The organism is Streptomyces atriruber (assembly GCF_001418325.1).
Taxonomy (GTDB): domain Bacteria; phylum Actinomycetota; class Actinomycetes; order Streptomycetales; family Streptomycetaceae; genus Streptomyces; species Streptomyces atriruber.
Genome location: NZ_LIPN01000108.1, coordinates 1 through 15,028, shown reverse-complemented (window position 1 = coordinate 15,028; position 15,028 = coordinate 1). Strand labels below are relative to the sequence as shown.

The following is a 15,028-nucleotide window of genomic DNA, read 5'->3' as shown; positions in this document are numbered from 1 at the left end:
TGACGGGGGCGGGCGAGGCGGGTGACTCGGCGGGGGACGCCCCGGCCGGGGATGCCCCGGCGGGGGACGTGGGCGGCGGGCCCTTCGGCGCGCCGCCCGCCATCGCGAGCCCCAGCGTCGGCTCGTCCGCCTCCTCGCGGGTGAGCTCCGCCGCGATCTCGCCCTCGTACATCACGAGGACCCGGTCCGAGAGGCCGCGGATCTCGCTGAGCTCGGCGGAGACGAGCAGGATCGCGTGGCCCGCGTCGCGGTGCGCGACCAGGTGGTCGTGGATGGTCTGGACGGCGCCGATGTCCACGCCGCGGGTCGGCTGCTCGACGATCAACAGGGGCGCCTCGTGGGCCAGTTCGCGGCCGATCACGAGCTTCTGCAGATTGCCGCCGGAGAGCGAGCCCGCCGGGTGCCCCGACGACGCCGCCTTGATCCCGAAGCGTTCGACGAGGACGCGCGCGTGCTCGCGGAGCCGGCCCGGACGCAGCAGGCCGTGCCCCCGGTGGTGGCCCATGACGAGGTTCTCCGCGACCGTCGCGGCCGGCGCCGTGCCGACCGCGGTCCGGTCCTCGGGGACGTACGCGAGCCCCGCCGCACGGCGCCCCGCGGCCGACGCGTCGGTGACGTCCTGCCCGGCGAGCGTGACCCGGCCGGCCGCGGTGGGCCGCAACCCGGCGATGGCCGCCACCAGTTCGGACTGGCCGTTGCCCGCGACCCCCGCGATGCCGACGATCTCCCCGGCGCGGACGGTGAGCGACACCTCGCGCACCCCGCCCGCCGTCAGACCGTCGACCGAGAGGACGGCGCCGCCGGGCGAGCCCGCCGGATGCACCCGGTCCAGCTCCACCGCACGGCCCGTCATGGCCGCCGCGATGCCGTCCGCGCTCGTGTCGGCGGTCCGCATGCGCGCCGCGACCCGCCCGTCCCGCAGCACGGTCACCGCGTCGCTGCCCTCCATGACCTCGCGCAGCTTGTGCGTGACCAGGAGGACGGTGCGGCCCTCGTCGGCGAGGGAGCGGAGCACCCCGAAGAGCGCGTCCGCCTCCGCGGGCGTCAGCACGGCCGTCGGCTCGTCCAGGATGAGCGTCCGGGCGCCCCGGTACAGGAGCTTGAGGATCTCCACGCGCTGGCGCACGCCCACCGGCAGGTCGCCGACCTCGGCCGACGGATCCACGGCCAGCCCGTGCTCCTCGGCGAGCGCGGCCACCCGCCGCACCGCCTCCGCCCGGTCCGTGAGACCGAAACGGCGCGGTTCGGCCGCGTACACGACGTTCTCGGCGACCGTGAAGGACGGAAACAGCTTGAAGCTCTGGTGCACCATGCCGAGGCCCGCGGCGATCGCCTCGCTCGGGCGCCCGAAGGACACCTCGCGCCCGTCGAGCAGGATCTGCCCGGCGTCCGGCCGCAGCAGCCCGTACAGGACGGACATCAGCGTCGACTTGCCCGCGCCGTTCTCACCCATCAGGGCGTGGACCTCGCCGCGCCGGACGGTCAGGTCCACCCGGTCGTTGGCGAGGGTGCCGGGAAACTCCTTCGTGATGCCCCGCAGTTCGACGGCGAACGGGGCACCGTCCGCGTCAGGCCGCCGGGTCATCGACGGTCAGCTTTCCGGCGGCGATGTCGTCGCGCAGCTTCTTGACGCGCGCCAGCACGTCGTCGTTGGCGGGCTCGGCGATCAGGCACCTGGAGTCGGCGAGCCCCGGCTCCAGGCCGGTCAGCGACATGCCGCCCTCCTTGAGGCCGTACGAGACGGTGGTGCCGCCCTTGCCGTCGAGGATCTGCCCGATGCCCTTCTGAACGGCGACGTCGGTCTTCTTGAGGACGTTGTCGACGACCTCGCCGGGGCTGGTCAGGCACTGGTTGGCGTCCACGCCGTACGCCTGGAAGCCCTTGCCGTGCCCTGACTTCGCCGCCTTCCCCGCCTTCGCCGCCTGGAAGACACCCGTGTTGCCCGCCGCCGCGGCCGCCATCACCTGGTCGACGCCGCCCGAGGCGAGCGTCGCCGCCTGGTCCTTGGCGCGCGCCGCGTCGTTGAACGGCGACTGCCCGCCGACGAACAGCGTCCGCGACCGCACGCCGGGCCGCACCTTCTTCGCGCCCGCCGCGAAGGGCTCGCTGTACCGCCGGAACTGCGGGGTGTCGAGCACGTCGACCGCCCCGACCTTCTTGCTCCTGGTGAGCAGGCCCGCCTCGGCGCCGGCGAGGAAGACGGCCTCGTGCTCGCGGAAGACGGCACAAGTGACGTTCTTGTACGTCTTCTTGGTGCACGCGTCGACGAGCAGGAACTGCTGCTTCGGGTGGGCCTCGGCCTGCTGCGCCACGATGTCCGCGAACTCGAAGCCGACGAGCGCGACCACGTCGGGAGCGGAGTCCACGGCCGAGGCGACGTTCTGCTGGCGCGAGTCGGTGTCGCTGCTCTGGAAGACCTTGTGCGAGCCGTCGTGCGCCTCAGCCGCCGCCTTCACACCGGAGACGGCGAGCTTGAGGAACTCGTTCTGGGCGACGGGGTCGGGGGTGACGAGCGTGAACGACTTGCCGCTTCCGCCGTCTCCGTTCTTTCCCGAATCGCCGTTCTTGGCGGCGGCGTTGCAGCCGGTGGCCAGGAGAACGGCGCCGACGGCCGCGGCGGTGAGTCTCAGGGACGTGCGCGTACGCAGGGAGGGCAGGGGCATGGCATCGCCTTCGTGGAGGTGCCCGGGAACGGCCCGGGCAGTGACAGGAGACTCGTACGAGGGTGCGAGCGGCTTCGCTCAGCGGCAACAGCGGCAGCAGCGGCGACAGCGCATGCGGCGGCCGCAGGACACGGCGGGGCAGCACATCGCGTCGGCTTTCGCGGCCATGGCTGTCCTCCTCGCACCGTGGATCGGATCGATCTGTCCTGGGTGGCGGCGAGGGTAACACCGGATTTCGTACAGTCGTACGGTCGTCTCGAAATGTGGTTCGAGCACGTCAGGTACGGTGACGGCACCCCTCCTCCCATGGCCGGAATCGCCCCTCTTCGTTCGGAGTTGACCCCCATGAACAGCCAGGAACTGCGCGCCGTGACCTGGACGGCGGCCGCGGAGGACGGCAGCCCGTCCGTCTCCCTCATCGACCAGACGGTGCTCCCGCACGCCCTGGAACGCCTGGACGTCACGACGGTCGACGGCCTCGTCGACGCCATCGTCCGGCTCGTGGTCCGCGGCGCCCCCGCGATAGGCGCGGCCGGCGGATACGGCGTCCCCCTCGCGATGGCGCAGGGCGGACGCGAGGGCTGGGACCGCGCACGCCTGGACGCCGAGATCGACCGGATCCGAGCGGCCAGGCCCACCGCGGTGAACCTCATGGTGTGCGTGGACCGCGTACGGCCCTTCGTCGACAAGGGCATGGCCGCGGTCCTCGCCGAGGCGGACGCGATCGTCCAGGAGGACCTCGCGGCCAACCACGCGATGGGCGCGCACGGCGCCGACTGGCTGCTCGACCGCGTGGCGCCCGGCTCGGACCGCCCGCTGCGCATCCTCACCCACTGCAACACCGGGGCCCTCGCCACGGCGGGCTGGGGCACGGCACTCGGCGTCATCCGCGAACTGCACGCCAGGGGACGCCTGGAGACGGTCTACGCCGACGAGACGCGCCCCCTCCTCCAGGGGGCCCGCCTGACGGCCTGGGAGCTGGCCCAGGAGGGCATCCCGCACTACGTGCAGGCGGACGGCGCGGCGGCGGGCACGATCCTGCGGGGCGAGGTCGACGCGGCCATAGTGGGCGCGGACCGCATCGCCGCGAACGGCGACACCGCCAACAAGGTCGGCACGGTGGCCGTGGCGCTCGCCTGCGCGCACGCGGGCATCCCCTTCATGGTGGCGGCCCCGACCACCACGGTGGACCTCGCGACGGCCTCGGGCGGCGACATCCACATCGAGCTCCGGTCAGAGGACGAGGTGCTGGAGTGGGCGGGCGTGCGCACGGCGCCCGCGGCCTCGCGCGGCCACAATCCCGCGTTCGACGTGACGCCGGGGTCCCTGGTGACGGCGCTGGTCACGGAGCGGGGCGTGCTGGAGCCCGCGGCCGGGGAGCTGCCCTCCGCCCGCCTGGGCTGATCTCAGCCGCTCCGGGTGGCGTTCGAGGAGCGGGGGCCGGGGCGGAGCCCCGGTGGCGGAAAGGCGCGGGACCGGGCGAGGTGCTGCCGGGGGCGGGGCCTCAGCCCTGCGCCGCCGCCAGCTCCAGCAGCCACTCCACGACCTCCGCCCGGTGCCGTGCCTCGCGGGGATCGGCACCCCAGACGTAGATCCCGTGCCCGGCGACCACCACGGCGGGCATGTCCGGCCGCAGCGCCGCTTCCAGGCGGTCCCCGAGCACGGCCATGTCCTGGCTGTTCTCGATCACCGGCAGCACCACCGACACCTCGTGCGTCGGGTGCCCGAGCCCCTTCAGCATCTCCAGGCCCTCGAAGGGGATCCCCTCCGGTGCGCGCTGCCCCATGACCACCGAGGCCACCGTGTGGACGTGCACGACCGCGCCCGCGCCGGTGAGCCGCACCACGCGCGCGTGCAGCGCCGCCTCGGCCGAGGGGCGGCCCGGCCCGGCGGCCGCGCCCTGACCGTCCGTCAGCACCACGTCGGACGGCGTCAGTTCACCCTTGTCGCGGCCACTCGCCGTCACGGCGAGCCGGAGCGGGTCCCGCGAGAGGACCAGGGACAGGTTCCCGGACGTCCCCCGCATCCAGCCGAACGACGCGAACCGTGCGGCCTCCGCGGCGAGCACGGCCCCCGCCTCCTGCAGATCCAGGCCTGCGGTGGTGGTCTCGGTCATGAACTGCTCCTAGCGGCAAGGGTGATGTCGGAGAACGCGGCGGCCTGCGGGTGGTCGCCGAAGTCGGCGTCGGCGTACGGCTCCCCGGCCCGGCGCACCCCGACCGCCCGCCAGCCCGCGGCCCGCGCCGCGTCCAGCTCGCCGGGCCGGTCCGAGAGGAAGAGGAGCCGCCCGGGGTCGGTCCCGGTGGACGCGGCGATGGCCCGGTAGGAGTCCGCCTCCTGCTTGGGGCCCGCGTTCTCCGTGTCGTACAGGCCGCTGACCAGCCCGAGCAGATCGCCCTCCGCGGAGTACGTGAACCAGGCGCGCTGCGCGGACACCGAACCGGACGAGTACACGTAAAGCCGCACCCCGTCCGCGTGCCAGCGCCGCAGTACCGGGATGACGTCCGGGTAGAAGTGCGAGACGAGCTCGCCGCGCGCGAAACCCTCCGCCCAGAGAATGCCCTGGAGCGTCTTGAGGGGAGTCGCCTTGCGGTCGGCGTCGACCCACTCGCCGAGGATCTTCTCCACCCGGGCCGCGTCCGCGTCCGGCTCACCGGTCTCCGCCCGCACCTGCGCGACGGCCCGCGCCACCTCGGGCTCCCCGCCCCGCGCGGCGAGCAGTTCGCCGAACCGCTCGCGGGCGTACGGGTACAGCACGTCCACCACGAACCCCGTGGCGCTCGTGGTGCCCTCGATGTCGAGCACCACGGCGTCCACGGCATCCAGGCTGTTCTCCGTCACGCGGCGTACCCCGCGTGGATCTCGTCGAAGTCGGGGAAGCGGTCCGCGATCGGGCTGCCCGTGAAGGTGCCGATCCAGCCGTCCTCCTCGTGGAAGAAGCGGATCGCCGTGAAGGCGGGAGACGTCCCCATGTCGAACCAGTGCGTCGTGCCGCGCGGCACGCCGAGCAGGTCGCCCTTCTCGCAGTACACGGCGTGCACCTCGCCGCCCACGTGGAGGTAGAAGATCCCGGCGCCCGCGACGAAGAAGCGCACCTCGTCATCGTCGTCGTGCGTGTGCTCGGCCAGGAACTTCTGCCGGGCGGCCCGCGCCTTCCCGGCCCACTCGGGGTCGTCACCGGCCGGCGGGTGCAGCGCCACCACGTCGACGGTCCGGAAGCCCTCTTCGGCGTTGAGCTTGTCGATCTCGGTGCGGTACGCGGCGAAGACCGTGTCGCTGTCGGCGTCGGCCGGCACGTCCTCGCGCACCGGCCACTGCTCGTAACGTACGCCGACCACAGCGAGCGCGGCGGCGATCTCGACCGGGTCCGAGGTGCGGCGCACGACGGTCTCGGGGCCGGACTCCGGCCAGGTCGTGAGGAGGGTCATGGATCACTCCAGGGCAGGTCAGGGCTGTTCTTCGGATCGTAGTCCGCGTGGTTGGCGTGTCACAGGGTGTCCCACAGCGTGGACGGTGCCGCCCTGCGCACCACCGGCGCGATCTCCTCCGCGAACCGCTGCAGCGTCTCCGTCTGTTCGCCCCGCGAGAGCCCGAAGCCGTCCACCGAGACCGACTGCAGGTCGTGCCCGTACACCTCGTGGTAGCCGAGGATCTTGTCGATGATCTGCTGCGGGGAGCCGATCAGCTGGGGCCCGTCCGCGATGGCGTCCTCGATGGTGCGGAACGGCGTGTTGTAGCCCGCCCTGCCCTCCAGGTCGGGCCGGAACGTCTGGGCGACCTTCGCCTCGTACAGCTCCTTGTAGCGCGCCACCGCCTGCTCGGCGGAGTCCGCGATGAGCAGTCCGCCGGAGCCCGCCGCCACGTGCGCGCGGGCCGGGTCGTGGCCGTACGCCTCGAACCGCTCGCGGTAGTGGCCGATGAGCGAGGCGTACGCCGAACGCGGCTGGATGGCATTGGCCGTGAAGAGCGGGTCGCCGTGCTTGGCCGCCAGCTCGGGGGAGTTGAGGGAGGTCGCGGAACCGTGCCAGACGCGCGGCGCTCCCGCGTAGGGCCGCGGCACCGTCGTGACGTTCTTCAGCGACGGCCTGAACTCGCCCTCCCAGTCGACGTTCTCCTCGTCCCACAGCCTGCGCAGCAGTTCGTACTTCTCGCGCTGCAAGTCCCACTGCCGGGACTCGTCGAGCCCGAACAGGTCGAAGTGCCCGGCTTCCGCGCCCTTGCCGACGACGAGTTCGATCCGGCCGCGCGAGATCTGGTCGAGCGTCGCGTAGTCCTCGGCGACCCGCACGGGGTCGAGGATGGCGACGACGGTGACGCCGGTGAGGAGCCTGATCCGGGAAGTGCGGGCGGCGAGGGCGCCGAGCACGACGGTCGGGCTCGACGACAGGAAGGCCCCCGCGTGCCGCTCGCCCACGGCGTACGCGTCGTAGCCGAGCCGCTCCGCCGTCACGCCGATCTCGATGACGTCCTCGAACCGTTCGGCGGGGGAGGGGAGTTCACCGGTGAGGGGGTGCGGCGAGTGGGAGATGAGGGAGAGCACCTGAAACTTCATGCCTCAACAGTGCGCGCCGAACGTTGCCGCACTGTGGCGGCGGCATGGCATGAGTAAGGGGCGGTCGCCATGGCGACCGCCCCTTACCCGGCTCTCTACGAGTTACCAGCTCTCCACGAAGACGTCCGTCAGGCCTTCTTGCCCAGCAGGTCCTCGACCTTGCCGCGGACCTCGTCCGTGGCAAGGCCGCGGATCGTCAGCGTGGTGCGGCGGCGCAGCACGTCGTCCGCCGTCTCGGCCCACTCGTTGTCGCGGGCGTAGACGACCTGGGCCCAGATCTCCGGGGCGTCCGGGTGGACGCGCTCGGCCAGCTCCGGGTTCTCGTTCGCCAGGCGGGCGATGTCGAAGGAGAGCGAGCCGTAGTGCGTCGCCAGGTGCTTGGCGGTGTCGGCGGCCATGCGCGGGCCGGGGGCCGGGCCGTCCACCAGGAGGCGGTGGGCGACGGCGCGCGGGTTGGCGATGCCGGGCAGCGGCAGCTTCTTCGGCAGCGAGGAGATCGGCTCGTAGTCGTCGCCCAGCGGGTGGCCGGGCAGCGACTCCAGCTTCTTCATGATCGTCCGGCCGATGTGGCGGAACGTCGTCCACTTGCCGCCGGCCACGGACAGCATGCCCGCTGCGCCCTCGGTGACGACCGTCTCGCGCTTGGCCTTCGAGGTGTCGCCGGGGCCGCCGGGCAGCACCCGCAGACCCGCGAAGGAGTACGTGATCAGGTCCCGCGACAGCTGCTGGTCGCGGATGGAGAACGCGGCCTCGTCCAGGATCTGCGCGGTGTCGGCCTCCGTGACCCGCACGTCCGCCGGGTCGCCCTCGAACTCCTCGTCCGTGGTGCCGAGCAGCAGCATGTCCTCCCAGGGGAGGGCGAAGGTGATGCGGTACTTGTCGATCGGGGTCGCCAGCGCGGCCTTCCAGGGGGCGGTGCGCTTGAGGACCAGGTGCGCGCCCTTGGACAGGCGGATGGAGGGCGCCGCGTCCGGGTTCTCCATCTTGCGCAGGTGGTCGACCCAGGGGCCGGTCGCGTTCAGCACCAGGCGGGCGTTGACGCCGAACTCGGTGCCGTCCATGCGGTCCTTGAGCTCCGCGCCCGTGACCCGGCCCTTGGTGAAGCGCAGCCCGGTGACCTCGGCGTGGTTGAGGACGGCGGCACCGGCCTCGACGGCCGCGCGGACCGTCATCAGGGCCATGCGGGCGTCGTTCATCTGGTCGTCGCCATAGACCGCGACGGCCTTCAGGTTGTCCGTACGCAGCTCCGGCACGTCCTGCGCGGCCTTCGAGGGGCTGAGCAGGTGGCCGACGCCGTCGCCGAACGCGGACAGCGCGCTGTACGCGAAGACGCCCGCGCCCAGCTTGGCCGCGCCGTGCGGGCCGCCCTTGTAGACCGGCAGGTAGAAGGTGAGCGGGTTCGCCAGGTGGGGGGCCACCTGACGGGACACCGCGCGACGCTCGAAGTGGTTCTCCGCGACCAGCTTCACCGCGCCGGTCTGCAGGTAGCGCAGACCGCCGTGGAGCAGCTTGGAGGAGGCGGAGGAGGTGGCGCCGGCGAAGTCACCGGCGTCCACCAGGGCCACCCGCAGTCCCGACTGCGCGGCATGCCAGGCGGTGGAGATGCCCAGGATCCCGCCGCCGATCACCAGGAGGTCGTACGTCGCCTTGGAAAGCTGCTCCCGGGTCTCGGCGCGGCTCTGGTTGGAACCGGCGGCCGGATGCGTCCCGAGGGCAGGGACGCTCTGCAGGGTGGTCATTGTCTTACTCCTCGTCCTCGATCCAGCCCATGGTCCGCTCCACGGCCTTGAGCCAGCTCTTGTACTCACGGTCGCGGGTGTCCGCGTCCATGTGGGGGGTCCACTCCGCGGCCCGGCGCCAGTTGGCGCGCAGCTCGTCGGTCGAGGACCAGAAGCCGACGGCGAGACCGGCGGCGTAGGCGGCACCGAGGCAGGTCGTCTCGGCCACCATCGGGCGCACCACGGGCGCGTCGAGGAAGTCCGAGAGGGTCTGCATCAGCAGGTTGTTGGAGGTCATGCCGCCGTCGACCTTCAGGGCCGCGAGCTCGACGCCGGAGTCCTTCGTCATGGCGTCGGTGATCTCACGGGTCTGCCAGGCCGTGGCCTCCAGGACGGCGCGCGCGATGTGCGCCTTGGTGACGTACCGGGTCAGACCGGCGATCACACCGCGGGCGTCGGAGCGCCAGTACGGGGCGAACAGACCGGAGAAGGCCGGTACGAAGTAGGCGCCGCCGTTGTCCTCGACCGACGACGCGAGCGTCTCGATCTCGGCGGCGGAGTTGATCAGGCCCATCTGGTCGCGCATCCACTGCACCAGCGAACCGGTGACGGCGATGGAGCCCTCCAGGGCGTAGACCGGCTTCTGGTCGCCGATCTGGTAGCCGACCGTGGTCAGCAGCCCGGAGTACGAGTTGATGGCCTTGTCACCGGTGTTCATCAGCATGAAGGTGCCGGTGCCGTACGTGGACTTGGCCTCGCCCTCGTCGAAGCAGGTCTGGCCGAAGAGGGCCGCCTGCTGGTCGCCGAGCGCGGAGGCGACGGGGATGCCGCCGAGCAGGTCGCCGAGCGGGCCGCCGGTGACCTCGCCGTACACCTCGGCGGAGGAGCGGATCTCCGGGAGCATCGCCGTGGGGACGCCGATGGACTCGCAGATCTTCTCGTCCCACTGCATGGTGTGCAGGTTCATCAGCATGGTGCGGGAGGCGTTGGTGACGTCGGTGACGTGCTTGCCGCCGTTGACACCACCGGTCAGGTTCCAGATGACCCAGGAGTCCATGGTGCCGAAGACGATGTCGCCCGCCTCGGCGCGCTCGCGCAGGCCCTCGACGTTGTCGAGCAGCCAGCGGGCCTTCGGGCCCGCGAAGTACGAGGCCAGCGGGAGGCCGGTCTCGCGGCGGAAGCGGTCCTGGCCGACGTTGCGCCCGAGCTCCTTGCAGAGCGCGTCGGTGCGGGTGTCCTGCCAGACGATGGCGTTGTGCACCGGCTCGCCGGTGTTCTTGTCCCACAGCAGCGTGGTCTCACGCTGGTTGGTGATGCCGATCGCCTTGATGTCGGCACGGGTGATCCCGGCCTTCGAGACGGCTCCGGAGACGACTTCCTGGACGTTGGTCCAGATCTCGGCGGCGTCGTGCTCGACCCATCCCGGCTTCGGGAAGATCTGCTCGTGCTCCTTCTGGTCGACGGAGACGATCCGGCCGTCCTTGTCGAAGACGATGCAGCGGCTCGAGGTGGTGCCCTGGTCGATGGCCGCGATGAAGGGGCCTGCGGTGTGTGCGTCGGTCACGGTGTGCTCCAGAAGTTCTTGCTCGGTGGTCTCGGGCGTCTGTGGCGGTCTTCGGTCGGTATCGCGGGTCTACTTGAACGCGACGTTGTAGAGACCACCGGCGATGGCGCCGCCGATCAGCGGACCGACGATCGGCACCCAGGCGTACGACCAGTCCGAGCTGCCCTTGTTCGGCAGCGGGAGCACGGAGTGGATGATGCGCGGACCGAGGTCACGGACGGGGTTGATCGCGTAGCCCGTGGGGCCACCGAGGGAGAGGCCGATGCCGACCACCACGAGGGCGGTTATCAGGGCGCCGAGGACACCGAGGCCGTTGCCGCCGTCGTTGAGGCCCTGGGTGAGGATGGCGAGGACCAGGACGACCGTGGCGATGATCTCCGTGAGCACGTTCTGGACGTAGTTCCGGATCTCGGGGCCGGTCGAGAAGATGCCGAGCACCGGGCCCGCCGAGGGGGCGGCCTTCTGGTCGACCATGCCCTCGTCCATCGGCTGCGCCGCGAGGATCTCGGGGTCGGTCAGGTGGGCCTTGAACTGGCCCATGTAGGTGACCCACACCAGGAAGGCGCCGATCATCGCGCCGAGGAGCTGCGAGCCCAGGTAGAGCGGAACGTCGCTCCACTTGGTGCCGCCCTCGATCGCGAGGCCGAGCGTGACCGCCGGGTTCAGGTGGGCGCCGGAGACGCCACCCGCGAGATAGGCGCCGGTCAGAACGGCGAAGCCCCACCCGAAGGTGATCGCGAGCCAGCCGGCGTCCTTGGCCTTCGAGCGCTTGAGCGTGACGGCGGCGCACACGCCACCGCCGAGCAGGATGAGCACGGCGGTACCGATGGTCTCGCCGATGAAGATGTCGGAGCTGGACACCCGCGACTCCTTTGTCCTTCGTCCAGGGAAAGGCGAACCCCGGGTCCCTCCGGTGGTCCGCGACCTCAGGTGAGGTCGTTGCCGGCCCTGGCCTTGTCACACTCTAGCGCGTAATGCCGTTAGGTGTTCGACAATGCCGACCGGTGGACGCGAGTCTCGCCCCGGGGTTACTCGCTCGTCAAGAGTTCTGTTATTGAAAACACGATCGTTATTGATCGTTTCGACCTATCGGTCCAGGTGCGCCTGTCCGGGGCCGGGGATCCGTCCACAGATCGTCGCGCGGATGTGTGTCACCTGCACGTCGGAGCGCCCGCGGAGGGATCCGCCCGGCCGCCCGGCCTCCGGGTCAGAACCGCCCGGCGCCCAGATCCCGGGACACGGCACGCGCGCAGTCCCGCACCGCGGCGATCAGCTCGGGCCGCAGCTCCCCGTCCCGGCAGACGCGCTCCACGGCGCCCGTGACGCCGACCGCGCCGACCGGCATCCGCCGCCGGTCGTGGATGGGGGCGGCGACGGAGGCGATGCCCTCCCAGGTCTCCTCGACGTCCGCCGCGTACCCGCGCGCGCGGGTCAGATCGAGGACGCCCTCGAAGTCCTCGGCATCGGTCACCGTGTGCACGGTGAAGGTCTTGCGCTCGACCTCGACGGCTTCGTTGTGCGCGACCGGGTCGTACGCGGAGAGGACCTTGCCCAGCGCCGTGGAGTGCAGCGGCTGCATCGCCCCCACCTCAAGGACCTGGCGGCTGTCGTCGGGCCGGAAGACGTGATGGACGATGAGCACGCCCTGCTGGTGCAGGACGCCGAGGTGGACGCTCTCGCCGCTGGAGCGGGCCAGGTCGTCGGTCCACACCAGGGCGCGGGCCCGCAGCTCGTGGACGTCCAGATAGCTGTTGCCCAGGCGCAGCAGCTCGGCGCCCAGCTGATAGCGGCCCGACGCGGAGTCCTGCTCCACGAAGCCCTCGGCCTGGAGGGTGCGCAGAATGCCGTGCGCCGTACCCTTGGCGAGGTCGAGGGCGGAGGCGATCTCCGAGAGGCCGAGCCGTCGCTCGCCGCCGGCGAGCAGCCGCAGCATCGCCGCGGCCCTTTCGAGCGACTGGATGTTGCGTGCCATCGCAGCCCCGACCTCCGTCCCCTTGTACCAACCCGACGTTCGACAATGCTGAACACTATCGGTCGTTGTCGACCTCTCGCTAATGCGCGGACGGGCCGTGTCGCCCGCACGGCCCCCGCCGGGGACGCGATTCGGCCAAGCCCGTCCGGCCCGTCCGTCCCGTGGACTACTTCACAACGGGACCATGGTCCCGGCTACCCTGACCGAGTGCGCCCTCCAGCCAGAGAGCGCAAAGCCGACAGCCGTCGCACTCCAGGGAGCTCTTTCATGGCCTCGTCGCCAACCCCGTCGTCGCAGCCCACGCCTGTTTCGTCCGAGAGCAGGACCCGAGCCGACGCCCTCCGCGAGGCCCTCGCCACCCGTGTGGTGGTGGCCGACGGCGCGATGGGCACCATGCTCCAGGCCCAGGACCCCACCCTGGAGGACTTCCAGCAGCTAGAAGGCTGCAACGAGATCCTCAACGTCACCCGCCCCGACATCGTGCGCTCGGTGCACCAGGAGTACTTCGCGGCCGGCGTGGACTGCGTGGAGACCAACACCTTCGGCGCCAACCACGCCGCCCTGGGGGAGTACGACATCCCCGAGCGGATCTTCGAACTCTCCCGGGCCGGCGCCCGCATCGCCCGCGAGAGCGCCGACGAGTTCACCGCCGGCGACGGCCGCCAGCGCTGGGTCCTCGGCTCGATCGGCCCCGGCACCAAACTGCCCACCCTGGGCCACGCCCCGTACACCGTCCTGCGCGACGGCTTCCAGGCCAACGCCGAAGGCCTCATCGACGGCGGCGCCGACCTGCTGATCGTGGAGACCACCCAGGACCTGCTGCAGACCAAGGCCTCGGTGCTCGGCGCCCGCCGCGCCCTGGAGGCCACCGGCCTGGACCTGCCGCTGGTGTGCTCCCTGGCCTTCGAGACCACCGGCACCATGCTGCTGGGCTCCGAGATCGGCGCCGCCCTGACCGTGCTGGAGCCGCTCGGCATCGACATGATCGGCCTGAACTGCTCCACCGGCCCGGCCGAGATGACCGAGCACCTGCGCTACCTGGCCCGCCACTCCCGCATCCCGCTGCTGTGCATGCCCAACGCCGGCCTGCCGGTGCTGACCAAGGACGGCGCGCACTTCCCCCTCGGCCTCGGACGGCTGGCCGACGCGCAGGAGAACTTCGTCCGCGACTACGGCCTCTCGCTGGTCGGCGGCTGCTGCGGCACCACTCCGGAGCACCTGCGCCAGGTCGTCGAACGCGTCCGCGCACTGACCCCGCCCGAGCGCACCCCGCGCCCGGAGCCGGGGGCCGCGTCCCTGTACCAGACGGTGCCGTTCCGTCAGGACACCTCGTACCTGGCGATCGGGGAGCGGACCAACGCCAACGGGTCCAAGAAGTTCCGCGAGGCCATGCTGGAGGGCCGCTGGGACGACTGTGTGGAGATGGCCCGTGACCAGATCCGCGAGGGCGCGCACATGCTGGACCTGTGTGTGGATTACGTGGGCCGGGACGGGGTGGCCGATATGGCGGAGCTGGCCGGTCGTTTCGCGACGGCCTCGACGCTGCCGATCGTGCTGGACTCCACCGAGGTTCCGGTCATCCAGGCGGGCCTGGAGAAGCTGGGCGGCCGTGCGGTCATCAACTCGGTGAACTACGAGGACGGTGACGGCCCCGAGTCGCGCTTCGCGAAGGTGACCGCGCTGGCCCAGGAGCACGGTGCGGCGCTGATCGCGCTGACCATCGACGAGGAGGGCCAGGCCCGCACGGTCGAGCACAAGGTCGCCATCGCCGAGCGGCTCATCGAGGACCTGACGACGAACTGGGGCATCCACGAGTCGGACATCCTCATCGACACCCTGACCTTTACGATCTGCACCGGTCAGGAGGAGTCCCGCGGGGACGGCATCGCCACCATCGGGGCGATCCGTGAGCTGAAGAGGCGTCACCCGGACGTCCAGACCACGCTGGGCCTGTCGAACATCTCCTTCGGCCTGAACCCGGCCGCCCGTGTCGTGCTCAACTCCGTCTTCCTGGACGAGTGCGTGAAGGCGGGCCTGGACTCGGCGATCGTGCACGCCTCCAAGATCCTGCCGATCGCGCGTCTGGAGGAGGAGCAGGTCAAGGTCGCGCTCGACCTGATCTATGACCGCCGCGCCGAGGGCTATGACCCCTTGCAGAGGCTGATGGAGCTCTTTGAGGGGGTCTCCACCAAGTCCATGAAGGCGGGCAAGGCCGAGGAGCTGCTGGCGCTGCCGCTGGACGAGCGGCTGCAGCGGCGGATCATCGACGGGGAGAAGAACGGCCTGGAGGCCGATCTGGACGAGGCGCTGCGGGATACGCCGGCTCTGGACATCGTGAACAACACGCTGCTGGAGGGCATGAAGGTGGTCGGTGAGCTGTTCGGCTCCGGCCAGATGCAGCTGCCCTTCGTGCTTCAGTCCGCCGAGGTGATGAAGAGTGCGGTGGCGCATCTGGAGCCGCACATGGAGAAGTCCGATGCGGAGGGCAAGGGCACCATCGTGCTGGCCACGGTCCGCGGCGATGTGCACGACATCGGCAAGAACCTCGTCGACATCATC

General features: G+C 71.2%; 12 protein-coding genes. 2 read left to right on the top strand and 10 right to left on the bottom strand.

What is annotated here, in order from left to right:
• Positions 1-1,585 (bottom strand): ABC transporter ATP-binding protein (locus tag AOK03_RS12955; RefSeq protein ID WP_079074684.1); only part of this gene is annotated, 1,585 nt, incomplete at its 3' end.
• Positions 1,569-2,663 (bottom strand): BMP family ABC transporter substrate-binding protein, encoded by a 1,095-nt coding sequence (locus AOK03_RS12950; protein ID WP_055565374.1) that lies wholly within the window; start codon positions 2,661-2,663, stop codon positions 1,569-1,571. The genes AOK03_RS12955 and AOK03_RS12950, both read right to left, overlap by 17 nt.
• Before the next feature lie 345 nt (positions 2,664-3,008).
• On the opposite strand from AOK03_RS12950, the gene mtnA reads away from it, so the two are divergent.
• Entirely contained in the window at positions 3,009-4,067 is a 1,059-nt protein-coding gene (mtnA, locus tag AOK03_RS12945; RefSeq protein WP_055565373.1) for an S-methyl-5-thioribose-1-phosphate isomerase, read from the top strand.
• A 100-nt stretch (positions 4,068-4,167) separates the two neighbouring features.
• Here mtnA and mtnB read toward each other — a convergent pair whose 3' ends face one another.
• From mtnB to AOK03_RS12905, 8 genes are all read right to left on the bottom strand, one after another.
• On the bottom strand, positions 4,168-4,779 hold the full coding sequence (mtnB, locus tag AOK03_RS12940) for a methylthioribulose 1-phosphate dehydratase (protein WP_055565372.1): 612 nt from the start codon (positions 4,777-4,779) through the stop codon (positions 4,168-4,170).
• Positions 4,776-5,504: an acireductone synthase gene (gene mtnC, locus AOK03_RS12935; protein WP_079074683.1), complete on the bottom strand. Its 729-nt coding sequence runs from the start codon at positions 5,502-5,504 to the stop codon at positions 4,776-4,778. Before mtnC ends, mtnB begins: the two co-directional genes overlap by 4 nt.
• Entirely contained in the window at positions 5,501-6,091 is a 591-nt protein-coding gene (locus AOK03_RS12930) for a 1,2-dihydroxy-3-keto-5-methylthiopentene dioxygenase (protein WP_055565371.1), read from the bottom strand. Before AOK03_RS12930 ends, mtnC begins: the two co-directional genes overlap by 4 nt.
• 59 nt (positions 6,092-6,150) lie before the next feature.
• On the bottom strand, positions 6,151-7,215 hold the full coding sequence (locus AOK03_RS12925) for an LLM class flavin-dependent oxidoreductase (protein WP_055565370.1): 1,065 nt from the start codon (positions 7,213-7,215) through the stop codon (positions 6,151-6,153).
• Positions 7,216-7,343: 128 nt separating this feature from the next.
• A complete protein-coding gene (locus AOK03_RS12920; RefSeq protein WP_055565369.1) occupies positions 7,344-8,954 on the bottom strand; it encodes a glycerol-3-phosphate dehydrogenase/oxidase in 1,611 nt (536 codons plus the stop codon).
• Positions 8,955-8,958: 4 nt separating this feature from the next.
• Positions 8,959-10,497: a glycerol kinase GlpK gene (glpK, locus tag AOK03_RS12915; protein WP_055565368.1), complete on the bottom strand. Its 1,539-nt coding sequence runs from the start codon at positions 10,495-10,497 to the stop codon at positions 8,959-8,961.
• Positions 10,498-10,566: 69 nt separating this feature from the next.
• Positions 10,567-11,358 (bottom strand): MIP/aquaporin family protein, encoded by a 792-nt coding sequence (locus AOK03_RS12910; RefSeq protein WP_055565367.1) that lies wholly within the window; start codon positions 11,356-11,358, stop codon positions 10,567-10,569.
• Positions 11,359-11,704: 346 nt separating this feature from the next.
• Positions 11,705-12,469 carry an IclR family transcriptional regulator gene (locus AOK03_RS12905; protein WP_055565366.1) on the bottom strand — a complete coding sequence of 255 codons (765 nt, stop codon included), beginning with the start codon at positions 12,467-12,469 and terminating at the stop codon, positions 11,705-11,707.
• Positions 12,470-12,736: 267 nt separating this feature from the next.
• On the opposite strand from AOK03_RS12905, the gene AOK03_RS12900 reads away from it, so the two are divergent.
• A partial coding sequence (locus AOK03_RS12900) for a homocysteine S-methyltransferase family protein (protein ID WP_167355601.1) occupies positions 12,737-15,028 on the top strand: 2,292 nt, incomplete at its 3' end.